This window comes from Enterobacter sp. E12, assembly GCF_014596715.2.
Lineage (GTDB): Bacteria > Pseudomonadota > Gammaproteobacteria > Enterobacterales > Enterobacteriaceae > Enterobacter > Enterobacter bugandensis.
Map to the genome: position 1 here is coordinate 3,409,234 of NZ_CP115601.1, position 26,511 is coordinate 3,435,744.

Genomic DNA, 26,511 nt, shown 5'->3' on the forward strand with positions numbered 1-26,511 from the left:
ACCTTCGTGACAACCAACACGGTGCTTTCCCCGAAGATATACTTCGAAATAACGCAACGCCTTATGTTTTATCCAGCAAAGAGGCGTTGAGAGAATCGATATTAATATTATTCTGCACCGCAGTGGCCCCTGAAGCGGAGGTTGCCAGACTTTGCTGCGTGCCATCCGCACCTGTTAAACCCAGCGTCAGACCAGCCACCGGCGAGTCATCCGATAACCGCCTGACTTCAGGCGTTATGGCAAATTCGGCGTTTTCCCAGCACTGCATTGCCTGACTTATGCTCTGCCCACCAAACTTCTGCCACACCGCCCCGCGCTCGATGATTTTGTCCGGCGCCGCACACTCCACCGTTCCGTCTGCTATCCGGATATATCCTCCGCCGCTCGTCAGCACTATCTCCTGCTTCGCGCTGATGATGAGTTTTCCCTCACTGCTGCTGATGCGGATATCCTTCAGCGCATCCAGCGTCATCTCATCCCCCTGCGCCTGGATCTCCACCTTCCCTTTGCCGGCAAACATTTTGATGCCCAGCTTTTGCGCATACAGACTTACCCGCTCCCCGGCCGCCACGGTGAATCTTTTCAGTGCGCTGAAATCTGTGTGCCCGCCGCTGGTGCTGATGATGTTGTCTCCCGCCGACTGCTGCAGGCTTTTCCCTGTCACCTGCGCTATTCCCTCCGGTGCCGAGACCAGCAGCGCCGCTTTCTTTAAATCCGTCAGCGCCTCTGACAGCAGCGCCTTCTGCGTCTGCACATCTGCCAGTTCAGCCCTCGCCGCTTCTGCCGCGCTGCGTAACGCTTCAGCCAGCGACCGCGCCTGCTCCAGCTGGCTCATCGCTGCCTGCATCTCCAGCACCTGACCCTGCGCTTTCATCTGGCCATCAGCGCTGATAAATATCCCTTTCTGCGCCCGTATCGCACCCCAGCTGTCCGTCCTGAGCTCAAACCCCTCACCGCGCTGCTGTTTTTCGCTGTCGACCAGGTGACCCAGATTCAGCTGGCTCTTCCCGCCGTACTCCGTGCTGACCTTGATATGCTCTTTTCCGCGCTCGTCATCAAGGCGGATTTTGTTGTTCGCCGGGGTGCGCAGGACGTTGCGTTTGTAATTCTGGATAGTGACGTGGTCGCCGTGCGCCGAGTCATGCAGCACGCCGGCAATGTACGGCCGGTCCGGGTTACCGTCCTCAAAGCCAATTGCCACCTCGGTGCCCGCCAGCAGCGGCAGGTGCAGGCCGTAAGTGTCCCCTGCATAAGGGCGGGACTGGCGCACCCACAGGCTTTCGAATCCCGTCTCCCAGCTGTCACGATCAAACAGCATGTTGACGCGGTAGCGCCCGTCCTTATCGATATGGCCGTATGTGTCATTTTCAGTGGTACTGGTGACGCGGGCCGGCAGCGTACCGGCCATCACCGGACGTTCTCCCGGCTCGGGGCGGAAGCTGAAATCCGGGCTGTCCGGAATACCGTCAAAACGAAGGCTGAAGTCTTCATCCCGCCGCGCGTGGGTCTGCATCGCCGTGATGACCACGCCCTGCGCAAACACCTCCGCCACTTCATACCCGCCGGTGACTTTGAGCAGCATCCCCGGAGAGAGCGCCGGACTGCTGGTGATGGCCCGGGTCCGCGTCTGGCCGTTCAGGTAGCGCTCGTGCCGGATGCGGGCATAAAACGCCCCGGACTCGGGTGCCGGATTACGCTCATACGCGCTACCCGGCGTCAGATAATTGTCAGCATAGTGATACGCTTCTCCGTACGTGGTCGCGTCCCCCCGGGTGACGTCAACCAGCGTATTCATATCCTCTGTGGCCTGACGGTAGTTGTAGTCCCGGGTGCTGACCTGCTTCTGCACCACGTTGTGATGGCTCTCCATCCCCCACACCGAATCCACGCCATGCGAGTGCTGGCCTGACGGCGGCACCGACGGCAGGGTCAGGCCTTTCTCGTACCCCTGCTGGCTGTCGTAAAACTCCACCACGTCGATGTTCAGGCGCGTGTCGGTGGTGAAGCGGAACCAGATACCGACCTCACCCAGCAGGCGGGTGATGAAGTGCAGGTCATTCTCGCCGTACTGCATCACCTGCTCACGGCGCGGATACTCTTTAGTGAGCGAGAACAGAAAATCCTGGCCGCGCATACCGTGACGTTCGCGCAAGATTTTTTCCACGATTTGCGGGACCGACATGTCCTGGTAAATGGCGTTCTGGTGCGAGCGGTCAAGCAGCGCCAGTCGCGGCCGGAGCGTCAGGGCATAACGGGTTTCGTCTTTTGATGTGCCGAGGCGTTCAAAGCCGGTCACCACCCCCTGAAGGGTGCGCACGGCCTGCTGCACTCTGATGCCGTAACCCTGGTCTACCGGGGCCTGCAGCGTCAGGGAAGCCCCTTTCATCAGCATCATCTCTTTACTGATGGCGTGGTTACCGCTGGTGAATTCAATACGGTAGCGGAACGGTGTGCTCAGGGCTTCATCGCCTTCAAACGCCAGCACGTCGAGCGCGGACTCACAGCCTTTCACCGCCAGCAGGTGGTGGTTATGGCTGAACCTTAACGGAGGATTATTACTCATGCGTCCACTCCTTCCTGAACGTCAAATTCCAGGCCAATGCCCTCTTCTTCGCTCCAGCTCAGGTGTAACGACCGTGGTTTTTGTCTGTCGGCCATACGGGTCAGCAACTGCTGGCTCAGCACCGGCAGAATTTGTTGATTCAGCAGGCTGTCGATATTGCGCGCCCCGGTATCCGGCAGCAGGCAGGCGGCGGTCAGGGCGTCATACAGGCTCTCATTAATCTGCGTGGTCAGGCCGTAGTGGCGATGCAAGCGCTTGCTAACCTGTAACAGCTTCATTTCCACGATGGTACGCATGGCCGCTTCCGCCAGCGGACGGTAAATCACGGTCTGGAAGCGGGCCAGCAACGCGGGCTGGAAGTGGTCACGCAGGATCGGACGCAGCAGTTCGTGCAGATCGCCTTCGGTGGATTCAGGTTGTTCGTCCAGCAGCTGCATCAGGTGGTCGCTGCCGAGGTTGGAGGTCATCAGAATAACGGTGTTACGGAAGTCGATTTCACGACCTTCACCGTCGCGCATAAAGCCACGGTCGAACACCTGGTAGAACAGGTTCATCACGTCGCGGTGCGCTTTTTCGACTTCATCGAGCAGCACCACGCTGTACGGTCGCTTACGCACGGCTTCGGTGAGAATACCGCCCTGACCGTAGCCAACGTAGCCCGGAGGGGAGCCCTTCAACTGGGAAACAGTATGAGGCTCCTGGTACTCGGACAAGTTGATGGTAATCAGTGATTTTTCACCGCCGTACATCACGTCCGCCAGAGCCAGGGCGGTTTCGGTTTTCCCCACCCCACTCGGGCCCACCAGCAGAAATACGCCCTGCGGGCCATTCTCGGAGGTGAGACCCGTTTTTGCCGCACGCAGACGCTGGGCGATGGCCGCGAGCGCCACATCCTGCCCGACCACACGTTTGCCAATTTCATCTTCCAGGGTAAGCAGTTCGGTCTGCTCATCTTTCATCAGCGATGACAGCGGAACGCCTGTCCAGTCAGCAATCACATTGGCAACGGTGCGCACATCCACATCTAGCGAGAGCAGCGGGTTGCTGTGCTGCATGCCGTGCAGTTCCTGCTGCAGCGCGTGCGTCTCGCTCTGACGGGAGATGTCCTGGCGGCTTTCCAGCAGTTGTTCGGTGAGTTTCAGTTCCTGCCCGTATTGAGTTTCAAGCTCGTCGAGAGCAACGATAAGATCGTTCTCTTCCTGCTCAATGACGGTCAGGCGTTCACCATGGCTCTGATTGCCGACAGCAATATCTTCCAGCAGTGCCTGCTTCTCCATTTCAAGAGAGGTGATCTGCGAGCGAATGCAGGTCAGCTGCTCCGGCACGGTGTCGAGGCTCATGCGGACGCGCGCTGCGGCGGTGTCGAGCAGGTCAACTGCCTTGTCCGGCAGCTGGCGGCCCGTCAGATAGCGACGAGAAAGCGTAACTGCCGCGCGCACCGCATCGTCGGTAATGTGCACGTTATGGTGCTCGGCGTAGCGGGATTTCAGACCACGGAGCATCAGACAGGCGGTGTCGTCATCCGGCTCGTCCACTTTGACCATCTGGAAGCGGCGCTCCAGTGCGGCATCGCGTTCAAAGTACTGCTTGTACTCACTCCAGGTGGTGGCCGCAATGGTACGCAGTTCACCACGCGCCAGCGCTGGTTTTAGCAGGTTCGCTGCATCGGCGCCGCCCGCATGGTTGCCCGCGCCGATGATGGTATGCGCTTCATCAATAAACAGCAGGACCGGGGACGGTGATTGCTGCACCGCGTCGATGACGTTTTTCAGCCGCTGTTCGAACTCCCCTTTCACGCCAGCACCGGCCTGCAGCAGGCCCAGGTCGAGGGTACGCAGAGTGACCGTTTTCAGGGATTCAGGCACATTACCCTCGGCAATACGCAATGCCAGACCTTCAACCAGTGCGGTTTTCCCCACGCCCGGCTCGCCGACCAGAATCGGGTTGTTTTTGCGGCGACGAGAAAGGATGTCCACCATCTGCCGGATTTCTGTGTCACGGCCAAACACAGGATCGATCTTCCCTTCCTTCGCTTTGGCGGTGACATCGAGGGTGAATTTGTCCAGCGCGTTCTGCAGTGCAGGACTCAGTTCCCCCTCTTCCATTTCCTCACCAGCCGGACGCCCGACAAACTCCACTTCACCGCCGTGGTTCTGTGCCAGCTCAGCTTCGCGCTGCATTTCCGGACGCTCATCCGATTGCGCATCCAGCAACGGTCTCAGGCGCTCCAACTGGCTCTGGCCAAGCGTTAACAACGGCCAGAGGCCGTCACAACGAGCCAGTTTTGGTTTTTCCACCAGCGCCATCAGCAGATGGACGCTGCGAATGTGCTCTTCACCATTGAGTGAGGCCAGTAGCCAGGCTTGCTGCATCAGAGTCTGGATGTCTTCTGAGAGCTGGGGCCGATGGCGCACGGAGCGAGGTTGTTTATCCAGCCAGCCGAGCAGATCCTGCCAGATGCCATCCATATCCCACTCGTAGCGGCGTGCCAGCACAGTGAGATCCCCCTCGCCTTGCTCCAGCAGCTTCAGCAGCCAGTGCTCCGGCAGAATTTCGGCATGGGCACGGGTCTGGCAGAGCGATGCCGCCCCTTCCATCGCGCGGGCGCAGTAAGGGTTCAGACGACGTAACAGGATGGCTGGATTTTCCATGAGATTCTCTCTTTGTCGGTTCCTGGACACGCTACCGCCCCTCGCTGTTCACCAAAGCGCATAAGGTCAGGCAGGCAGGTTGTGTTTTCTTTGCTGAGCGCCCGCGTCTCAGGCGCTCAGCAAAAAACTGCGGGCAGGAAAAACCTGCCCGCATCAGGATTACGCGGTGGCGCGTTCGTTCCAGGAATCGGAATGAATGATGTTGCCGTCTTTGTAGGTCCAGGTGATTTTTTCGTAACGCAGTTCAACGCGTTCAAGGTGGTTGTGCTTCTCTTTAGATGGATCCTTGATGTCATACATTTCAGGATTCACCTTCACTACCTTCACGTTTTCCAGTTTGGTGTTGAAGTACTCCACTTCCTGGCCCGCGTCGTTGATTTTGTACCACTTGAACTCAGCGGATTTCAGGGTCTGACCGGTGGTCACCGCCTTGTACAGGTACGGGCTGGAGGAGTCGATTTCCTTAGTGAACAGGAACGGGGTGTGGATACGGGTCCCGGTCAGCTTGCCGGTGTTGTTATCGGTCGGGATGTACAGGTTGTGCTGCTGTGCCACCACTTCGATGCTGCCTTCACGATCCTGAACGTCCACAGACCCTTTAATGTCCGCGCCGCCGTCGTCCTTCAGCCAAAGATAAACAGGAATTGCCATGTTAATTACTCCGTTTTATTTTCTGAGACGCCATCATCCTGCGATGACGCCGGGTGTTTGCCGGGTATCTGACAGGCATTGGCCTGCGGTACCAGACTGATTTCGACACGACGGTTGAGCGCCCGCCCTTCCGGAGTGTCGTTGGTTGCGGCAGGACGGCTTTCGCCATAGCCCTGTACCGCAAAACAGCTTTCCGGCACGTCGCCGGTGTCACGCATCCAGTTGCGTACCGCTTCGGCACGTTTCAGGGACAGCGTCTGGTTCAGTTGTGGATTGCCGGTGTTATCGGTATGCCCTGACACAACAATCAGCCAGCCCGGTTTTGCTTTGATACCGACCAGGGAATTGACCAGCAGCTTCGTCGAACCGGGTTTAAGGTCGTATCTGCCGGTATCGAACAGCGACATGCTGTCGAGGCGCACAATTTTCGGTACTGGTTTGGGCTGCGGCTGAGGTTTGGGGGGCGGAGGAACATACGAACGGATGGCCTCCAGCACCGGCATCCGGAGTCGCTCCCCCTGATAAAGCCCCAGGCCTAATCGGGCCGGTACGCCGTTACGCGCCTGGTCATCCAGCAATGCCGCATCCTTTTGCAGGACGGCAACGGCGTCGGCTTTCGGACCGTAGTCATCCATAGAAATGCGATCGTAACGGATAATATCGAAGCTCACGCGATGCAATAGCTGGCGATTATTCCAGCCACTACAAAGCAGCGCGGTAATAGCAGCCAGGGTGAAAATGCCAAGGACGCAGCGCCAGGTCCGGGCACGGGGAGTGAGTCCTCCCCCTTCCGGTAGCTGTGGCAGGATGAAATCCGGAAGTGGGGAGATCACCGTACTGTCCGTTCCCACCGGGTGCCAGCCAGACACCTGCTGCATGGCGGTATGACGCGACAACCACGCCGTCCAGGCCGATGACGCAAGGCTTCCGGCAAGAATCGGCCCCATTCCCCACAGCATTGCTGCAGGTGCAATGGCCGGAACATCAGGATTATCATCGATGAATACCGCCTGGACATGCTGATGGAACCAACTCATCAGGCTATTCATCAGCACCTGCTGCTGCATCACAGGCGCACCGCCGGTGGTGACCCATGCGGCAATTGAACAAGGCGCATTCGACTCACGCCAGACAGTCCACCCTTCACCCGGAATAGCGGCCTGCCAGAGCATGTCATCCGTCATCGCACTGCCTATCTGACCATTCAGAATCAATGGCACAGAATGTCCCGTTTCTTTACGCAACTGACTAATTTGCCAGCGCAAAGCCAACAGACGACTTGTCAGGGCTTCGCTGTCGACGTGTTTCTGCGGACAGACACTGACCATCACCGACAGCTGACGCCCCCAGTCCGGGCGCTGCAACAGTACCTGACGGGCAACCTGCTCCAGATCCTGATGATCCTCAACGCGGATCCAGCATCCCTGCGTGACGGTCAGTACCGGTGACTGTTGCGGCCAGGTCAGAGGCATATCACCACAAACCAGCACCACAGGTTGACGGTAAGTGGTTTCAGGAAGGTCATCCAGACGCAGGCTGGCGTCATGCTCCGCACGAGGTCTGGCGATATACCAGAACGCGACGATAACCCCGATCATCGCCAGCAGAACGAGCACTGAAGCCAGCCGGGATAACGGCAAAAAAGCCAGGCATACCACAGCACTCAGCAGGGCGGCCCACAGCGCAAGCCCGCGCTGTTGTACAGGACTCATTTTATGACTCCCGGCAACAGGGTCAGCAGCATCTGATCGAGCCATTGATCCAGTCCCCACCAGAGCGCGGCAAGAACAATCACGCTCAGGCCGATACGAGCGGGCCATGACGCCAGCCAGCCTCCCGTCCCCCGTCCGGTGCGACTCTCTGCCAGAACAGGGTGAGTCTGCGGATAGCTGAACGGCGTAACACGTTCATTGAGGGCGCTGACCAGCTTCTGACGCTCAGGATCGCTTAGCGAGCGGTAACTACCCAGAAAACCGAGCATCATTACCCGCTGAAAGCAGGTCAGTACGGCATTGTCTGGTGCAGGTTCACGCAGCACATCGCGCATCCTGTCACACAAGGTGTCACCGGCATCCATCGTGCCGAGGAAGTGTCCCTGCAAAGGAATGTCATACCACTGCACACAGGCATCATCCTCTACACCGCGGCCTTTTACCGCTTCATCAAGCAATGCACATTGTGCAGTGAGGATATGCCTACAGCTGGCTTCATCGAGCTCACTCGCTTTTAGTTCACGCTGAACGCGCTCTACATCAGCGATACAGCGTTCCCATAAGACCCGACCTTCACCTTCCTGAAACAGCGGGCCATGGCGAAGGCTGATGACCTGAAGCCAGGTATCCTGCAGCAGTGCGTCAATATCAACAGGCACGGCAATGCCGCGTTTACGCTCACTCATGTTCTCAGTACCGCAAAGAGTTCAAGTTCAGGCTCACCAAGCATGCCCGGGACGTAAAACATGCATGTCCCGCTCTGGAGCATTTCGGCCGCCAAAGGATGCGAGAGGTCGAGACTGAAATACTGATTTTCCAGGCGCAGCGGAATGGCGGCTGGCACATGACGCAGCGGCATCAGCGGTACACCCACGCGGGATGAGTTGACGATCCCACGCACATGGTCAGGACTGCCCACCTTACACTGGCGCGGGAACTGTTCCTGCAACTGCGCCACCGGTATCGGCGACCGTACAGAAAGATAGTAATCCGCTCCTTCGCGCAGACGCGGGTCATGCAGGCGAGCCTGCCAGAAGTGCAGTCGTGGGTCATAGTCGAGCGTCAGAGCCACCACGCGGGACGGCAAACTGGCTTCAAGCAGATCGCTAAGTAAATCAAACAACGGCGGAAATACCGCGTTAAGTTGCTCATGATGCCAGACCGGAATGGCGTTCACCTGGTGCTCCAGAGAAAATGTCAGCAAGCTCCCCGCCAGGCGAGAAAGCTCCGGATACAGACGTTCCGGCGGGCTTTGCAGATTACGCTGGAACTGACCCAGTACGGGCTCAGCGCTATTCAGCGCGTTGAGCAGCCAGAACAGAGAGACATCAGCCACGGCAAAGTCAGCCATACGCTCATTGCTTTCGCGCCGCATTGCCATCAGACGACAGAGTCGAGCCCGTAGCTGGGTCATGAGCTGTTCCAGTTGGGTTACCAACCAGGGGCTGCCCTGAATGGTCAACAGAGGGGGGAGAAACGTCTCATCTAATTGCCATAACCCCTGCGAATCTTGCTGCAGGCGGGCGACCGGACAAGTCAGATAATCACTGTTGTTCTGATGGTCAAAACGCAGCGTCAGTTCCGGTTGCATCACCGCAATCTGACGGGTGTCTTCCCCAAATGCATTGCGCACATCCCGCCAGCGCTGGCGATAACGCACCGGGCGCTCGGCCACTTCATCGGGTTTAAGGCAGTTACCGCCATTCGCCCGCAGTAGCGGAAGCGCCAGCATCACCGTCACCTCCTGCGATTCACTTTCAAGCGACAACACAGGCGGCAGAGAATCTGCATTGTCTGTATCAATCAGCGTTCCGTCCTGAAAACGGACATGCAGATGACGGGCCTGGAGACATCCAAGCTTGAGAGATTCCGGTTCGAAAGTGGCGTCAATGACCCCCCAGGGTGAGATGAGTCCCAGCCGGGCAATACATTCGGCAGACCAGGCCGCATACGCGACCTGTTGCTGAAAATGCTGGGGAGAGACCATAATGCCCCTACCCCATAACGGTTGTTCCGTTTTCATCGGCTTCCTGCCTGTTTTTACGCTTTCGCTTTCGGCATCTGTGAAACAAGCGACAAATTGACGTCCATCCCTTCCACCTGGAAGTGCGGGATAGCGTACAATTTCACGCGGAAGAAGCCCGGGTTGTCCTCAATATCTTCCACCACTACTTTCGCGTCACGCAGTGGGTGAGACGCCTGAAGTTCATCGCCCGGATCGGTCATTTCGGTCACCAGACTGCGGACCCAGGTGTTCAGCTCCAGCTCCAGAAGTCGGCGATCCTTAGTGGTGCCAATGTTTTCGCGCTGAATCAGCTTCAGGTAGTGGGCGATACGCGACAGCAGGAAGATGTACGGAAGACGCGCATTGATGCGGCTGTTCGCCGTTGCATCTGCGGTGTCATAGAGCGCCGGTTTCTGCGTGGAGTTAGCCGAGAAGAAGCAGGCGTAGTCGCGGTTTTTGTAATAGGACAAAGGAATGAAGCCCAGATTCGCAAATTCGAATTCACGTGTTTCAGGAATCATCACTTCGCTCGGGATTTTTACCTGATTGCCGGTACCGAGATCGTACAGATGGATAGGCAGGTCCTGAACCGCACCACCAGCCTGTGGCCCACGGATCTGTACACACCAGCCATTATTGATAAAGCTGCGCACCATGTTGGACGCAAAAGCAAACGATGCGTTGGTCCACAGGTATTTGTCGTGATCCGGACCTTTGACTTCTTCGACATAATTGAAGCTACGAACCGGAACGGTATCCGGGCCATACGGCAAACGTCCCAGTACGCGGGGCATCACCAGACCGATGTAGCGCGCGTCGTCCGTATCGCGGAACGATTTCCACTTGATGTACTCGGCGCGGTCAAAATAGTTACCAATATCTTTAATCGCAGCAACGTCTTCCATTGAATCCTTGAGGAAGAATTTCGGGCCTGCCGAGCCGATAAATGGCATATGTGCCGCAGCAGAGACTTTAGAGATATTGCGCAGCAGAGCGACATCCTGCGCTGAAGCGTCGAACTCGTAAGCGGAAATCAGCGCCGCAATCGGCTCGCCGCCCGGGGTATCATATTCGTCGATGTAGGTGTGTTTATAAAGACCACTCTGGATCACCTCCGGACAGTCTTCAAAGTCCTGGCGCAGGTCTTCTTTAGACATACTCAGAAGCTCAATTTTCACGTTCTGGCGAAAATCGGTTTTATCCACCAGCGACTTCACCCCACGCCACAGGCTCTCAACCGCCTGAAATTCATCATGGTGCATTACAGCGTCCAGCTGGCGGCTGATCTGAAAATCGAGCTCAGCGATGTGGTGATCAATCAGGCTTTTATCCAGTTTTTCGACTTTCGAGCCTGCTTTGGTCAGACACTCCAGAAAGACCTGCATACCTGCAGTCAGACGTTCATCGGCGGTGGCATCCGACATCGCCTGCGCATCTTGCCAGATATCCAGCGCGCTCAGCTCAGAGACCGGGCTCAGATTGATTTTCTCAAACAGGGAAGCGTAAACCCCACCCGCTGCTGGGCGCTCCAGCACCACGCTTTCACCGCCAGTAATATTATTTTGTACAGACATGAGCATTCCTTGATTAATCCGTTAAAACAGCCTGATGGTTAGGATTTTTTTGACGCCAGTGCGGATAATTCATTTCGCAACTCAGCGCTAAGCGACTGGTCAAGAACGATTTTTTCCAGCTCTTTTCGGAAAGTCTGGTTGTCCAAAAGGTTGGCTTTCAAATCACGGAGCAAGTTGCGCATCGCCAGCATCGCCTTCAGTTGCGGTATCTGAGCAGCCACCTGCTCTGGCGTGAAATCTTTCATGCTCTGAAAAGTCAGCTGAATGTTGTCCTCACCGCCATCATCAGCCAGCGTATTTTTAACGGTCAGATTAACTTTTGGGGAATATTCGGAAAGAACGCTATCAAAATTGTTCTTCGTGATATTAACCTTTTCGCGCTCAAATATTGGCGCTGTGTCCTGCCCATTACTAAAATCACCCGCAACAAGCAATTTCAATGGTAATTCCATTTTCTTGCTTGCTCCGCCAGTATGCAGGTCAAGCTTTAGGTTAATACGTGCCTTAGGCACTTCATTCTGAAAACTGTCAGCCATCTCATCATCCCTCTTTGGTTTTGCTATGCCAACTTCACGGTATCGCGTTGATGCGCAATCATAGAATAATGATCGACACAAAATCAAATACGCAGATCATTAACCCGTAATGAGGAATTTCTTAAGAATTTTCTGCTAAACTATTATTGTGTAATGCCCTGCCAAGGCAGAAAAAGAAACTACTCTTTTCGCGCAAACCAAATATTTATATCGTTAAAAGGATCGCAACCAGTGAGATACTAATAAAAACAACTTATTTTGATTTGCATCACGACACTTTGTCAAAAAAGCATGAATTAACTGAAAGAAGCTATTGAGGAACGCAAAAAAAGAAGAAACGAAAAATTATGAAAAGTGAATATTTTATTGATAGCATGAATAATATATAAGATTTTTCCTTGTGAAAATTCTTATTTATTATATGTAGTAAAAAATTCATTTTCGGATACTTAACGAGTCGTCAATCATTAATACCGTGCTTGTTCGTGAATTGACTTTATCCTTGCACAGAGGCTTCTGCTCGCCGCCCAAGAAGGAGGGATGCTCTCAATGCGGCTGTTTATAAAATCTGTAAAATCAAACACCTCCTGGATCGTCGCTTTTTTAATCAAAAACGAGTAATAGCACATATCGTATAACGGTGTTACATTATACCGCCCACCCAACGTCAGCTATGGCCAGGTAACGCCGTAAAGATCGGTAAAGCCTGCAACCATGACCTTGTACTACGGTCTAATAGGCACGTGGTATCGCACTAAGCGTTACTTTCACCGGCTCTACATAGGTTTCTCTATTTTGTCTCAATCCAAATTTCAACGCGCGTTTTTACACCCGCGTTACTGGTTTACATGGTTTGGTCTTGGCGTTCTCTGGCTGCTGGTACAACTCCCCTACCCTGTGCTGCGTATGCTGGGGTCGAAACTGGGCAGCGCATCCCGCTATTTCCTGAAGCGTCGCGAATCTATCGCGCGTAAAAACATCGAGCTTTGCTTTCCTCAGTACAATGCTGAAGAGCGCGAAAAACTGATCTCTGAAAACTTTAAATCCATCGGCATGGCGCTGCTTGAAACCGGCATGGCCTGGTTCTGGCCGGATGAACGCGTCCGTAAATGGTTTGATGTAGAAGGACTGGACAACCTTAAACGCGCTCAGCTGCAAAAACGCGGCGTGATGGTTGTTGGCGTGCACTTTATGTCGCTGGAGCTTGGCGGGCGCGTGATGGGCCTTTGTCAGCCAATGATGGCAACCTACAGACCGCACAACAGTGCACTGATGGAGTGGGTTCAGACGCGAGGCCGCATGCGCTCCAATAAAGCGATGATCAGCCGTAACAACCTGCGCGGTATGGTTGGCGCCCTGAAGAAAGGTGAGGCCGTCTGGTTCGCTCCTGACCAGGATTACGGACGCAAAGGCAGCAGCTTTGCCCCCTTCTTTGCCGTGAAGGATGTAGCGACGACCAACGGGACTTTCGTCATTTCGCGTTTGTCAGGTGCCTCCATGCTGACCGTGACGATGGTGAGAAAAGCGGATAAGTCAGGCTACCGTCTGCACATCTCTCCGGAAATGGCTAACTATCCGGAAAACGAGTGTGAAGCGGCTGCGTTTATCAATAAGGTCATCGAAACTGAAATCATGCGCGCACCGGAGCAATATCTCTGGATGCATCGTCGTTTCAAAACGCGTCCTCTTGGCGAAGCCTCCCTCTATATTTAAGCCCTGCATGAAGGTTAGTTTCGCTAAGAAACTAGCCTTTTCAATCACCTGTCATCTCACTGCAAAACCGTCTTTGATGGCGTCGCCCAAAGTGAATTTATTGCGCTGTGAAATCAAACTGTCGCCGTTCCACGACACTCGTAAGTGGCGGAAATTATTTAAAAAAATCCCTCTTGTCACCCCTCATTTTTAAGCGTACATTAGCGCCGTCTGGCACCAGGAAAGCACAGAATTCTGAGCGGGAGTCATCGGCGTAACGGGAAAATTCTCATTTCTGTTTAGCCGGGATTTCAGTTCTCTATAATCAGTTGGACTCTGTTTTTAAATGCGTACCACAAGATACGCGGAGCGATGAAACGTGAAATATTTCTTTATGGGCATTTCGGTGATCGTTTTAGTCTGGGCCGGAACCTTTGCCCTGATGATCTAGTGAGAACATGCAGTCAAAAAAACAGGAGCCATTTGGCTCCTGTTTTTTTGTCATGAGGACACGGGGTTTTCAGCAACGCTCTTTGCTGAGAGCAGGCCATCGGCCCGGAACATACTCTTGATGCCCCTCACCGCCTGACGAATACGGTCGCTGTTTTCGATTAAAGCAAAGCGCACGTGGGTGTCGCCATAATCACCAAAGCCGATGCCCGGGGACACACACACCTTCGCGTCCTGCAGCAGCTTTTTAGCAAACTCCAGCGATCCCATCGCTGCGTACGGTTCCGGAATTTTCGCCCAGACATACATGGACGCTTTCGGCATCTCCACCATCCAGCCAGCCTCATGTAACCCTTTAACGAGTACGTCGCGGCGACGTTTATACTGAGCAGCAATGTCGTGAACGCACTGCTGATCGCCCTCCAGAGCGGCAATAGCGGCAACCTGCAGCGGCGTGAAGGTACCGTAATCGTGGTAACTCTTGATACGCGCCAGTGCACTTACCAGCGTTTTGTTACCCACCATAAAGCCAATACGCCAGCCCGCCATGTTGTAGCTTTTCGACAGGGTAAAGAACTCCACCGCCACGTCACGCGCGCCCGGAACCTGCATTATCGACGGGGCTTTCCAGCCGTCATAGACGATATCGGCGTAGGCTAAATCATGAACCACCAGCACGTCATAACGCTTGGCCAGAGCGACAACTTTCTCGAAGAAATCCAGCTCCACGCACTGGGCCGTTGGGTTCGACGGGAAACCGAGGATCATCATCTTGGGTTTCGGGTAGCTTTCGCGAATGGCACGTTCCAGTTCGTTAAAGAAATCGACACCTTCCACCAGCGGAACAGAGCGAACCTGCGCCCCGGCAATCACCGCGCCGTAGATATGGATTGGGTAACTTGGATTGGGTACCAGCACCGTATCACCGTGATCCAGCGTGGCCAGCATCAGATGTGCCAGCCCTTCTTTCGAGCCGATGGTGACAATCGCCTCACTTTCAGGATCGATATCAACCTGATAACGATCCTGATACCAGCGCGAGATCGCGCGACGTAACCTGGGAATACCGCGCGAGGTTGAGTAGCCGTGCGTATCCGGGCGCTGGGCAACCGTGCAGAGCTTTTCAACGATATGCGGTGGCGTTGGGCCGTCAGGGTTACCCATGCTGAAATCGATAATATCTTCGCCGCGCCGACGCGCAGCCATCTTCAGTTCAGCAGTGATATTGAAAACATAAGGGGGGAGACGATCGATACGCGTAAAACGGCGTTCAGGACTGAATTCAGCCATAGATTCCTCAGATTAACGTTAGCGCCCGGACCGTCCGAGCGACGCTGCCACCGATGTGGCGTGCTTAGAAAATAACCTGAAAAAAATCACCCTGTCGAGAGGGAAATGAAAAAAAAAGCGCCCCCGTGAAAACCGGAACACAGCAATGCCTGAAAATGGAAACAGGGTTCTGATATTGGCTTTCCGTTAGCCGTTATTTAACACAATGATATCAAAACAGTTACCTGGTGATTTGGGGCTGAGAAAAAATCGGGTAGCATCAATCCTCACCTGACAATCCCCTTTGTAAACTATGGTTTTTCCTCATTTGATAAACCCGACGGATAGCTGGTCAATACGCCCCAGGTTTTTTATCATGGTTCTTTCCCGTTTGCCCAGGTCTGCTCCGTGCACGAGATATTCACTATGCTGCTGGCGGTTTTTGACCGTGCGGCATTAATGCTGATTTGCCTGTTCTTCCTGATTCGCATTCGCCTGTTTCGCGAGCTTTTGCATAAATCCGCACACTCGCCGAAAGAGCTGCTGGCGGTTACCGCCATCTTTTCCCTGTTCGCACTGTTCAGCACCTGGTCCGGGGTGCCGGTAGAGGGTTCGCTGGTTAACGTGCGCATTATCGCCGTCATGTCCGGCGGAATTTTGTTTGGCCCGTGGGTGGGTGTCATCACCGGCGTGATTGCCGGGACCCATCGCTACTTGATTGATATCGGTGGCGTAACGGCAGTGCCATGCTTTATCACCAGCATTATCGCCGGGGTGCTTTCCGGCTGGATCGGCCGCAAGATCCCCAAAAAACAGCGCTGGCGCGCCGGGATTGCTGCGGGCATGGTGTGCGAAACGCTGACCATGATCCTTGTCGTCGTCTGGGCCCCCACCACCGCGCTGGGGCTGGATATCGTCTCGAAAATCGGTATTCCCATGATCCTGGGCAGCGTCTGCATCGGTTTTATCGTGCTGCTGGTACAGAGCGTTGAAGGGGAAAAAGAGGCCAGCGCCGCCCGTCAGGCCAAGCTGGCGCTGGATATTGCCAACAAAACGCTGCCGCTCTTTCGCCACGTTAACGCGGAGTCGCTGCGCCAGGTCTGCGAGATTATCCGCCACGACATTCACGCTGACGCCGTCGCCATCACCAATATCGACCACGTGCTGGCCTACGTAGGCGTTGGAGAACACAACTATCGCGACAGTGATGACACCATTAGTCCGACCACCAGACAGGCGATTAACTACGGAAAAATCATCATTAAAAACAATGATGAAGCTCACCGAACGCCGGAAATTCACTCGATGCTGGTGATCCCGCTATGGGAAAAAGGCGTTGTGACGGGCACGCTGAAAATTTATTACTGCCACGCGCATCAGATCACCTCCACGCTGCAGGAGATGGCCATTGGCCTGTCGCAGATTATCTCTACTCAGCTTGAGGTCTCCCGGGCAGAACAGCTGCGTGAGATGGCAAATAAGGCAGAGCTGCGCGCGCTGCAGAGCAAAATTAATCCCCATTTCCTGTTTAACGCGCTCAACGCTATCTCCTCTTCCATTCGTTTGAATCCGGACACCGCGCGCCAGCTGATTTTTAACCTGTCGCGCTATCTGCGCTACAACATCGAACTGAAAGATGACGAGCAGATAGACATTAAAAAAGAGCTTTATCAGATCAAAGACTATATCGCGATTGAACAGGCGCGCTTTGGCGACAAGCTCACGGTGATTTACGATATTGATGAAGAGGTCAACTGCGTGATCCCGAGCCTGCTGATCCAGCCGCTGGTTGAAAACGCGATTGTTCACGGTATTCAGCCCTGTAAAGGCAAAGGTGTGGTCACCATCAGCATCACCGAAAGCGGCAACCGGGTGCGAATTGCGGTTCGCGATACCGGCCACGGGATTGACCCAAAAGTCATTGAGCGCGTGGAGTCTAATGAGATGCCCGGGAATAAAATCGGGCTGCTGAACGTGCACCACAGAGTCAAGCTTCTCTACGGCGACGGGCTGCATATTCATCGTCTTGAACCAGGCACTGAAATCGCTTTTTACGTCCCGAATGAGCGCTCCCCTGTTCATGCGGCGACATCTTTATTACCTCAGGGTGAGTAATATGAAAGTCATCATCGTTGAAGATGAATTCCTGGCTCAACAGGAACTAACCTGGCTTATCAAAACCCACAGCCAGATGGAGATTGTGGGTACGTTTGATGATGGTCTGGACGTGCTGAAGTTTCTGCAGCATAACCGGGTTGACGCGATTTTTCTGGATATCAATATTCCCTCGCTGGACGGCGTGCTGCTGGCGCAAAATATCAATCAGTTTGCCCATAAGCCGTTTATTGTGTTCGTTACCGCATGGAAAGAGCATGCCGTAGAAGCCTTCGAGCTGGAGGCATTTGACTATATTCTGAAGCCTTACCAGGAGTCGCGAATTGTCAGCATGCTGCAAAAGCTGGAGGCTGCATGGCAGCAACAGAGCGCTCCGGCTACCGCCAGCCCGACGATACGGGAAAACGACACCATCAATCTGGTCAAAGATGAGCGCATCATCGTGACCCCGGTCAACGATATCTACTACGCCGAAGCGCACGAAAAGATGACGTTTGTCTATACGCGGCGGGAATCGTATGTCATGGCGATGAACATTACTGAATTCTGCAGCAAGCTTCCGGCAGCCCACTTTTTCCGCTGCCACCGTTCGTTTTGCGTCAATTTAAATAAGATCCGCGAGATCGAACCGTGGTTTAACAACACCTATATTTTGCGCCTGAAGGATTTGGATTTTCAGGTACCGGTGAGCCGCAGCAAAGTGAAAGAGTTCCGCCAACTGATGCACCTGTAATGAAAGAGCCCTCTCCCGCGGGAGAGGGTAATGATACATCAGAGGATTTGACCGAGAACCTGACGCAGGTGGGCACCCGAACCCAGCAGGCCTGGGTTATCATGCACGATGAGATAAACGGGAATGTCCTGTACGTAGCTTCTGAAACGCCCTTTATCTTCAAACCCACCGCGGAAACCGGAGGCTTTAAAGAAGTCGAGGAAGCGCGGCACGATCCCGCCCGCGATATAGACCCCGCCAAAGGTGCCCAGCGTCAGCGCCAGGTTGCCGCCGAACCGTCCCATAATGACGCAGAACAGCGAAAGAGCGCGACGGCAGTCGATGCAGCTGTCCGCCAGCGCGCGTTCAGTGACGTCTTTCGGCTGCAGGTTTTCCGGCAGACGACCGTCCGATTTCACAATCGCACGATACAGGTTCACCAGCCCCGGTCCTGACAGGACGCGCTCGGCGGAAACGTGGCCGATCTCCGCGCGCAACTCTTCGAGGATAATGCCCTCTTCTTCGCTGTTTGGCGCAAAGTCCACATGGCCGCCTTCACCCGGCAGGCTCACCCAGCGCTGAGCAACATGCACCAGGTGCGACACGCCCAGGCCGGTACCGGCGCCGTAAACCGCAATCGGCTTGCCCTCGACCGGTTCAGCGCCGCCAAACTGAATCAGGTGTTCCGGCTTCAGCATCGGGATCGCCATGGACACCGCGGTGAAGTCATTGATGATTTCCAGATGCGCAAAACCGAGATTCTTTTTCATCTCTGCGATGGAGAATGCCCAGGTATGGTTGGTCATTGCGACCCAGTCGCCGGTTATCGGACAGGCAATGGCGATGCAGCCATCGTCGACGCTTACCTGATGCTCGTCCAGATAGACGCGAACAACGGCCTCAAGACTTGGATAATCCAGCCCGGAATAGGTTTTCGCCCGGGAAATTTCACCGCTACTTACATCGCATAATGCGAGGCGCGCGTTCGTGCCGCCCACATCACCTACCAAAGCATACTTTGTCATTCTTCTACTGCTCCGCTAAAGTCAGAATAAATCTTTGGGACACTGTAAATTCAAGGCGTGATAACAACAACGACCGGAAGGTGAATGCCCATGGATTATCGATCTTCGTCACAGAATAACTTTACCGTTTCAGCACCTTTTGCACTATTGCCATAAGGCTTAATGTGCAAAGTAACGTCATTGCATTTTGTACAAGGAAATCATCATGCTCCACCCGCGAGCCAGAACCATGCTGTTGCTGGCAATTCCGGCGCTGATCATTGGCGTGGCCTCAAGCCTGGTCCTTATCGTCGTGATGAAAATCGCGTCGGTGCTGCAAACTCTCTTATGGACAGCTCTTCCGGCAAAACTGGGGGTCACCGCGGATTCTTCGGCGTGGATCATCCTGATGCTGACGTTAACCGGTATTGCGGTGGGTCTGGCGATCCGTTTCAGTCCCGGCCACGCCGGACCGGACCCGGCGCTGGAACCTCTGATTGGCGCTCCGGTTCCCCCCTCTGCACTGCCGGGGCTGATCGTCGCGTTGATCGTGGGCCTGGCGGGCGGCGTCAGCCTGGGTCCCGAGCATCCGATTATGGCGGTGAATATTGGCCTGGCGGTGTTCCTCGGCGCACGCATTCTGCCTCGCGTCGGCGCGCTGGACTGGACCATCCTCGCCTCCGCAGGCACCATCGGGGCGCTTTTTGGCACGCCTGTCGCTGCTGCCCTGATCTTTTCTCAGACGTTGGCCAGTGATAACGACGTCCCACTCTGGGATAAGCTGTTCGCTCCACTGATGGCCGCGGCTGCCGGCGCGCTGACGACAAGCCTGTTTTTCCATCCCCATTTTTCCCTCTCTCTGCCGCACTACGGAGAGATGCGGATTGCAGATATATTCAGCGGCGCCATCGTCGTCGCGATCGCCATCGCGCTGGGCATGGTGGCGGTATGGTGTCTTCCGCGCCTGCACCGGCTGGTGCATAAACTCAAACATCCGGTATTGATTCTGGGAACAGGGGGGCTAATCCTCGGTGTTTTAGGGGCAATTGGCGGAACGGTGACCCTGTTCAAAGGTCTGGACGAAATGCAGCAGCTGGCCTTCAGCCAGGTGTTTAGCGTGTCCGATTACCTGTTGTTTGCCGTCATCAAGCTGGCGGCGCTTGTCGTTGCTGCAGCGTGCGGTTTCCGCGGCGGGCGTATCTTCCCGGCGGTGTTTGTCGGCGTGGCGCTGGGGCTGATGCTGCACGAGCATGTCGACGCGGTTCCGGCGGCGATTACCGTATCCTGCTCTATTCTGGGACTGGTACTGGTGGTGACGCGCGATGCATGGCTGAGCCTGTTTATGGCGGCGGTGGTGGTGCCGGATTCGACGCTGTTCCCGCTGCTCTGCATCGTGATGTTGCCCGCCTGGCTCCTGCTGGCGGGCAAACCGATGATGATGGCCTGGCGAAACGACAAATAATCAGGCGCTATTGCGCGCTTCCAGCGCTTTGGTAATCGCTCCCAGCAGCGGCGGGATATCCGCTTTTGGCAGCATCACCTCAATTAGCGAGAGCCGCTCGTGGTGCGCCACTTTTTCCAGCACGTCCGCCAGCTGCTCCGCTTCACTGACTTGCCAGCACTGGGCCTGAGGATCGAGGCTCAGGGCCTGCGGGATTTGCGTCCAGTTCCATAGCGCAATGTCATTGTAACGCTGTTCCGGCCCGTGAATTGCCCTTTCAACCGTGTATCCTTCGTTGTTGAGCACCAGAATGATGGGATGTTGTTTATCACGCAACATTGACCCGAGCTCCTGAATGGTCAGCTGTGCCGCGCCATCCCCCGTCAGCACAATCACCCGCCGGTTCGGGCATGCCGTTTGCGCACCGAACGCCGCGGCCAGGGTGTAGCCGATCGAGCCCCACAGCGGCTGGACGATAAAATTCACGTCGGCAGGCAAACGCAGATCAATCGCGCCGAAGGCCGAGGTGCCCTGATCGGCCAGGATGATGTCTCCCGGGCGAATAAACGTTTGCAGCGTTTGCCAGAAATTCTCCTGCGTAAGCGAGCCGTCCGGCTGAGGGAAATTCATCGCGCTGTACGATGCCGGAACAGGCTTATCGTGAATATGCTGTTTGCACAGCTCCAGCAGCGCTTCAATGGCCTGGGCCATCGGGATGCCGGTAAACCAGATATCGCCGACGCGGGCGGCATGAGGCTGGACTTCTATCGTCTGTGCAGGCGTTAACTGATGGGTAAACCCGGCCGTCAGAGTATCGGTAAAACGCGTGCCGATGCACAGCACCGTATCCGCCCCCTCTATCGCCTCTTTTACCGGACCGGCACTGGCCGAACCGCTGTAGGTACCGTAAAAACCGGCGTTACGTTCGTCGAAAATGCCTTTGCCCATCAGCATCGTGGCATGCGCCATCGGCACATCCTTCACCCACTTCTGCAGCGCGTGCTTCAGCCCATGGCGCAGGACAAGAAAATCCGCTAACAGCGCGGTACGTTTACTCGCTGCCAGTTGACGCTCCGCAGCATCCCGGAACGCTTTCAGGCAGGCGCTATCGGCATGGGCATGCCGGAGCGTGAGAGCGTTTACAGGCGGCGTGGCGGCTTTTTTTGCCACATCGGCAGGTAACATCAAATAGCCGGGGCGACGTTCCCGGAGCATCGTCGTCAGTACCCGGTCGATTTCATAACAGGCGTTTTGTTCGGTCAGGATCGCCTGTGCAACGGTGATCGGCTCGCTCATATGGTAAAAATGGCGGAACTCACCATCGCCCAGTGTATGGTGCAGCAGTTCCCCCCTTTGCTGAGACGCCATCCCCGGCGCGCCAACAATATGCAGCACCGGAACATGCTCGGCATAGCTGCCCGCAATGCCGTTCATGGCACTTAATTCACCGACGCCAAACGTCGTCAGCAGCGCGGCGAAGCCCTTACAGCGGGCATATCCGTCAGCGGCATAAGAGGCGTTTAACTCGTTGGCACAGCCCACCCAGCAGATATCCGGGCTGTCTATTACGTGGTCGAGAAACTGCAGGTTATAGTCGCCCGGCACGCCAAACAGATGATCGGCTCCACAATCTGTAAGACGGTCCAGCAGGTAATCGGCGACGCAGTACGGGGTACGCATAAACAGGTATCCTTCTGATGTTGACCTCACTTTGAGTATTAAATAAGCGTGATGGCTGTCCAGAATTGGCGATAAGAAGGCTATGGAAAGAATGCTTTACAAAAAATGCTGAGCTATGCTGCTTTTTTTCACGTTAATGTAAACGTATACACTGATTTTTCTCTTCAGCACGAGAGGTCATACGAATGGGTTATCTGCCGGACAAAAATCGTTATCAGACAATGGAGTATCGCCGCTGTGGGCGAAGCGGAATCAGGTTGCCCGCGGTCTCGCTGGGGCTGTGGCATAATTTTGGTGACGCTACGCTTATCGAAAATAGCCGTCAACTTTTACAGCGCGCGTTCGATCTGGGTATTACACATTTCGACCTTGCCAATAACTATGGTCCCCCGCCGGGGTCTGCCGAGCGTAATTTCGGCCGTATTTTGCAGGAGGATTTCCTGCCCTGGCGCGACGAGCTGATCGTCTCCACGAAAGCGGGATATACCATGTGGGACGGCCCTTACGGCGACTGGGGATCGCGTAAATATCTGCTGGCAAGCCTCGATCAAAGCCTGAAGCGCATGGGGCTGGAATATGTCGATATCTTCTATCATCACCGTCCTGACCCGGAAACGCCGCTGCAGGAAACCATGAAAGCGCTTGACCATCTGGTGCGCCAGGGCAAAGCCCTGTATGTCGGGTTATCCAACTATCCTGCCGAGCTGGCGCGAAAAGCGATTGATATCCTGAATGACCTGGGCACGCCCTGCCTGATCCACCAGCCGAAATACTCAATGTTCGAACGTGCGCCGGAAGAGGGTTTGCTGGATGTTCTGCAGGAAAAAGGGGTCGGCTGTATTCCCTTCTCGCCGCTGGCAGGGGGACAGTTGACCAACCGGTATCTTAACGGTATTCCCGCCGATTCCCGTGCGGCAAGCGGCAGTCAATTCCTTAACCCGGAACAGATCACCGAAGAGAAGCTTGAGAAGGTGCGCCAGCTAAACGCCCTGGCAGAAAGCCGCGGCCAGAAACTCTCGCAGATGGCGCTTGCCTGGGTGTTACGCCATGAGGAGGTCACGTCGGTACTGATCGGTGCCAGCAAAACGGCTCAGATTGATGATGCCGTGGGTATGCTGGAAAACCGCCAGTTTACCGCAGAAGAACTTTCTCTAATCGACCAGATCCTGAGCAGTTCAAAATAAAACCACTTTTAGCAAAAAGTGCTCTCCCTCGGGAATTCGGAGTTGAGGCGATGAAACGAGCCTTTACCAACTCGTAATATTGCGTTAACAGGCCCCACGAAGGCCCCGATCGTGAAGGAGAAAGAGTATGTTCAGGTCACTGATTCTTGCAGCGGTATTACTGGCTTCGGCCCCGCTCGTCGCCACTGCTGGCGAAATCACCCTGTTGCCATCAGTAAAATTACAAATTGGCGATCGTGACGACTACGGCAGATACTGGGACGGTGGCTACTGGCGCGACCGTGATTACTGGCATCGTCACTATGAGTGGCGCGGCGATCGCTGGTGGAAACATGACAACGGCAGACACCGCGGCTGGTATAAAGACAACGCCTATGAGCGCGGTTACCGTGAAGGCTGGCGGGATCGTGACGACCGTCGCGGCTGGGGTCGCGGCAAAGGTCATGGTCACGGCCATCATCATTAATCCAAAAGGAGCCCCTGCGGCTCCTTTTTTGTTAAAGACCCAGCGCGGTTCCCACCAACAACCACAAGTTCAGCGCCACGACGACCACCACGATGGCCCACCCGGCCCGTTTCACCAGCGTCGTATTAACCAGTTCGCCCATCAGAGTTTTATTGCTGGTGAAAATCAGCAGCGGCACCAGCGCCAGCGCAATACCAAAGCTCAGCAACACCTGGCTCATCACCAGAATTCGCGTTGGATCGAGCCCCATCATAATCACGATAAACGACGGAAGCATGGTGATAAAACGACGCACCCACAATGGAATATGGAAGCGAACAAATCCCTGCATCACCACCTGTCCTGCCAGCGTCCCCACCACCGTGGAGGAGAGACCGGCGGCAACCAGGCTCAGACCAAATATCGTGGCAGCAGCATGGCTCAGTAACGGCTCGAGCGTGAGGTAAGCCTGGTCGAGATCGGCGACACCAGTATGACCGTTAAAGTGGAAAGCGGCGGCTGCGGTGGCCATCATCGCCAGATTCACAAAACCCGCGATGGTCATGGCGATTGCCACATCCCATTTGGTTGCCGAGTAGCGTTCTTTACGCGTCCCGCCGTGCAGATGCTGGGTCAACGAGGAGTGCAAATAAATGACATGCGGCATAATGGTCGCCCCAAGGACCCCGGCGGCCAGGAAAACCGCTTCCGAGGTTGGCAGGCTTGGGATCACCATGCCTTTCGCGAGCTGCGCCAGATTCGGCTGTGAGAAAATCAGCTCGACGATGTACGCCGCAGCAACAAACAGCAGCAGGCCACCAATGACCTTCTCCAGCGGTTTTTGACCCCGACGTTGCAGCATCAGGATCAGGAATGTGGCAATCCCGGTCAGCACCGCTCCCTGTAACAGCGACACGCCCAGAATCAGCTTAAAGCCAATCGCTGCCCCGATAAATTCAGCGAGATCGGTTGCCATGGCGATAATTTCCGCCTGAACCCAGTAGAGCCACACCGCCGGACGGGGATAATGGTCGCGAATTTGCTCCGCCAGGTTTTTACCCGTGGCAATCCCCAGTTTTGCAGAGAGCATCTGAATCAGCATCGCCATCAGGTTTGCCCAGACGACCACCCACAGCAGCTTATAGCCGAAACTGGCCCCGGCCTGAATATTGGTCGCAAAATTACCCGGATCGATATAGCCGATGGCAGCAATAAAAGCAGGTCCCATTAATGCGAACCGCAACTTGCGCGCGGCTCTACCACTGCTACCCTCTACGCGACTGTTTGTCATTATCTGCCTCTGGAAATATAGCCTTTGCTATGTTTAATGCTATCAAAATGAGAATGATTATCAAGATCATTTAGAGAGTTTAAAATGATTTCTCTGATAGCTAAGAACAATAGATGGGCAGGTGGTGCGACATCACAGAATGTGAAAATGCGCGGTCATTTGTGAAGCGTAGCACACAAACTTAACTTTTCACTCATTTACCTAACATAACAAAAATGTATTGTGGATCACTAATTTTGAGACTCGTCACAGGATGTAACTATAGTGTGTCCCTGATCTCGTTTTCTTTTCGCTTGTTACATAGAATGTGCACGAAAATTAAACCTGCCTCATATTTGGAGCAAATATGGACCGCGTCCTTCATTTTGTCCTGGCACTTGTTGTCGTTACTGCACTCGCATTGCTGGTCAGCACAGACCGCAAAAAAATTCGTATTCGTTATGTTGTCCAGCTGCTGGTCATTGAAGTTTTACTTGCGTGGTTCTTCCTGAACTCCAATGTAGGCCTCGGCTTCGTGAAAGGCTTCTCCGAAATGTTCGAAAAACTGCTCGGATTCGCCAACGAAGGGACAAACTTTGTCTTCGGTAAAATGAACGACGAAGGTCTGGCATTCTTCTTCCTGAAGGTACTGTGCCCAATCGTCTTCATCTCCGCGCTGATCGGTATTCTGCAGCACATCCGCGTTCTGCCGTTCGTTATTCGTGGCATTGGTTTCCTGTTATCCAAAGTAAACGGCATGGGCAAGCTGGAATCTTTCAACGCCGTAAGTTCCCTGATCCTCGGTCAGTCTGAGAACTTCATCGCGTATAAAGATATCCTCGGCAAAATGTCCCGTAACCGCATGTACACCATGGCGGCAACCGCGATGTCTACCGTTTCCATGTCTATCGTGGGCGCGTACATGACCATGCTGGAGCCTAAATATGTGGTTGCAGCGCTGGTTCTGAATATGTTCAGCACCTTTATCGTTCTGTCGCTGATCAACCCGTATCGCGTTGACGCCAGCGAAGAGAACATCCAGATGTCTAACCTGCACGAAGGTCAGAGCTTCTTCGAAATGCTGGGTGAGTACATCCTGGCCGGTTTCAAAGTGGCGATTATCGTTGCCGCGATGCTGATCGGCTTTATCGCCTTGATCTCCGCACTTAACGCCCTGTTCGCCGCTGTGCTGGGCATCTCCTTCCAGGGCATCCTGGGCTACATCTTCTACCCTGTCGCATGGGTGATGGGTGTTCCGGCTCACGAAGCGCTGCAGGTGGGCAGTATCATGGCGACCAAGCTGGTTTCTAACGAATTCGTTGCGATGATGGATCTGCAGAAAATCGCCAGCACGCTTTCTCCACGTGCGGAAGGCATTCTGTCCGTATTCCTGGTCTCCTTCGCGAACTTCTCGTCCATCGGTATTATCGCCGGTGCGATTAAAGGCCTGAACGAAGAACAGGGTAACGTGGTTTCTCGCTTTGGCCTGAAACTGGTTTACGGCTCCACCCTGGTGAGCGTCCTGTCTGCTTCTATCGCTGCGCTGGTTCTGTAACA

20 protein-coding genes are annotated in these 26,511 nt (G+C 54.8%); 8 read left to right on the plus strand and 12 right to left on the minus strand.

Going from position 1 to position 26,511, the window contains the following annotated elements; all coding sequences use genetic code 11:
• Positions 1–61 precede the first annotated feature (61 nt).
• The 8 genes from IB212_RS16325 to tssB form a co-directional block, all read right to left on the minus strand.
• A complete protein-coding gene (locus IB212_RS16325) occupies positions 62–2,563 on the minus strand; it encodes a type VI secretion system tip protein VgrG (RefSeq protein ID WP_319880227.1) in 2,502 nt (833 codons plus the stop codon).
• A complete protein-coding gene (gene tssH / locus IB212_RS16330) occupies positions 2,560–5,214 on the minus strand; it encodes a type VI secretion system ATPase TssH (protein WP_041908843.1) in 2,655 nt (884 codons plus the stop codon). The genes IB212_RS16325 and tssH overlap by 4 nt, the downstream gene beginning before the upstream one ends.
• A 159-nt stretch (positions 5,215–5,373) precedes the next feature.
• Positions 5,374–5,865 (minus strand): type VI secretion system effector Hcp, encoded by a 492-nt coding sequence (gene hcp, locus IB212_RS16335; RefSeq protein WP_041908841.1) that lies wholly within the window; start codon positions 5,863–5,865, stop codon positions 5,374–5,376.
• Between the two features lie 5 nt (positions 5,866–5,870).
• A complete protein-coding gene (locus tag IB212_RS16340; protein ID WP_041908839.1) occupies positions 5,871–7,577 on the minus strand; it encodes an OmpA family protein in 1,707 nt (568 codons plus the stop codon).
• Positions 7,574–8,263: a type VI secretion system protein TssL, short form gene (gene tssL, locus IB212_RS16345; RefSeq protein ID WP_041908837.1), complete on the minus strand. Its 690-nt coding sequence runs from the start codon at positions 8,261–8,263 to the stop codon at positions 7,574–7,576. The genes IB212_RS16340 and tssL overlap by 4 nt, the downstream gene beginning before the upstream one ends.
• Entirely contained in the window at positions 8,260–9,600 is a 1,341-nt protein-coding gene (gene tssK, locus IB212_RS16350) for a type VI secretion system baseplate subunit TssK (RefSeq protein WP_060573457.1), read from the minus strand. The genes tssL and tssK overlap by 4 nt, the downstream gene beginning before the upstream one ends.
• A 17-nt stretch (positions 9,601–9,617) precedes the next feature.
• Entirely contained in the window at positions 9,618–11,162 is a 1,545-nt protein-coding gene (gene tssC, locus IB212_RS16355) for a type VI secretion system contractile sheath large subunit (protein ID WP_041908836.1), read from the minus strand.
• 32 nt (positions 11,163–11,194) lie between these two features.
• Positions 11,195–11,692, minus strand: coding sequence for a type VI secretion system contractile sheath small subunit (gene tssB, locus IB212_RS16360; protein WP_041908834.1), 498 nt, complete (start codon positions 11,690–11,692; stop codon positions 11,195–11,197).
• A gap of 792 nt (positions 11,693–12,484) precedes the next feature.
• On the opposite strand from tssB, the gene lpxP reads away from it, so the two are divergent.
• Together lpxP and ypdK are read left to right on the plus strand one after the other, a co-directional pair.
• Complete coding sequence (gene lpxP / locus IB212_RS16365) at positions 12,485–13,405, plus strand: kdo(2)-lipid IV(A) palmitoleoyltransferase (RefSeq protein ID WP_028013977.1); 921 nt, start codon at positions 12,485–12,487, stop codon at positions 13,403–13,405.
• A gap of 358 nt (positions 13,406–13,763) precedes the next feature.
• Positions 13,764–13,835, plus strand: coding sequence for a membrane protein YpdK (gene ypdK / locus IB212_RS16370; RefSeq protein WP_099458937.1), 72 nt, complete (start codon positions 13,764–13,766; stop codon positions 13,833–13,835).
• Positions 13,836–13,885: 50 nt separating this feature from the next.
• Here ypdK and alaC read toward each other — a convergent pair whose 3' ends face one another.
• On the minus strand, positions 13,886–15,124 hold the full coding sequence (gene alaC / locus IB212_RS16375; RefSeq protein ID WP_028013978.1) for an alanine transaminase: 1,239 nt from the start codon (positions 15,122–15,124) through the stop codon (positions 13,886–13,888).
• A 387-nt stretch (positions 15,125–15,511) separates the two neighbouring features.
• Between alaC and IB212_RS16380 the strand changes: the two genes are divergently transcribed.
• Both IB212_RS16380 and IB212_RS16385 read left to right on the plus strand, forming a co-directional pair.
• A complete protein-coding gene (locus IB212_RS16380; protein WP_041908832.1) occupies positions 15,512–17,218 on the plus strand; it encodes a sensor histidine kinase in 1,707 nt (568 codons plus the stop codon).
• Position 17,219: 1 nt separating this feature from the next.
• Positions 17,220–17,951, plus strand: coding sequence for a LytTR family DNA-binding domain-containing protein (locus IB212_RS16385; RefSeq protein WP_028013980.1), 732 nt, complete (start codon positions 17,220–17,222; stop codon positions 17,949–17,951).
• Between the two features lie 38 nt (positions 17,952–17,989).
• Here IB212_RS16385 and glk read toward each other — a convergent pair whose 3' ends face one another.
• On the minus strand, positions 17,990–18,955 hold the full coding sequence (gene glk, locus IB212_RS16390) for a glucokinase (RefSeq protein WP_041908828.1): 966 nt from the start codon (positions 18,953–18,955) through the stop codon (positions 17,990–17,992).
• Between the two features lie 205 nt (positions 18,956–19,160).
• Between glk and IB212_RS16395 the strand changes: the two genes are divergently transcribed.
• Positions 19,161–20,396, plus strand: coding sequence for an ion channel protein (locus IB212_RS16395; RefSeq protein ID WP_041908826.1), 1,236 nt, complete (start codon positions 19,161–19,163; stop codon positions 20,394–20,396).
• Here the strand turns inward: IB212_RS16395 and ipdC are convergent, their stop codons facing one another.
• Positions 20,397–22,055, minus strand: coding sequence for an indolepyruvate decarboxylase (gene ipdC, locus IB212_RS16400; protein WP_041908824.1), 1,659 nt, complete (start codon positions 22,053–22,055; stop codon positions 20,397–20,399).
• 185 nt (positions 22,056–22,240) lie between these two features.
• Here ipdC and mgrA point away from each other — a divergent pair, with 185 nt between their 5' ends.
• On the plus strand, positions 22,241–23,239 hold the full coding sequence (gene mgrA, locus IB212_RS16405; protein ID WP_041908822.1) for an L-glyceraldehyde 3-phosphate reductase: 999 nt from the start codon (positions 22,241–22,243) through the stop codon (positions 23,237–23,239).
• A gap of 127 nt (positions 23,240–23,366) precedes the next feature.
• Positions 23,367–23,705 carry a DUF2502 domain-containing protein gene (locus tag IB212_RS16410; protein ID WP_041908820.1) on the plus strand — a complete coding sequence of 113 codons (339 nt, stop codon included), beginning with the start codon at positions 23,367–23,369 and terminating at the stop codon, positions 23,703–23,705.
• 31 nt (positions 23,706–23,736) lie between these two features.
• Here the strand turns inward: IB212_RS16410 and IB212_RS16415 are convergent, their stop codons facing one another.
• Entirely contained in the window at positions 23,737–24,975 is a 1,239-nt protein-coding gene (locus tag IB212_RS16415) for an Nramp family divalent metal transporter (protein ID WP_045631032.1), read from the minus strand.
• A gap of 346 nt (positions 24,976–25,321) precedes the next feature.
• On the opposite strand from IB212_RS16415, the gene IB212_RS16420 reads away from it, so the two are divergent.
• Complete coding sequence (locus IB212_RS16420) at positions 25,322–26,509, plus strand: NupC/NupG family nucleoside CNT transporter (protein WP_008501591.1); 1,188 nt, start codon at positions 25,322–25,324, stop codon at positions 26,507–26,509.
• The last annotated feature ends 2 nt before the right edge of the window (positions 26,510–26,511 follow it).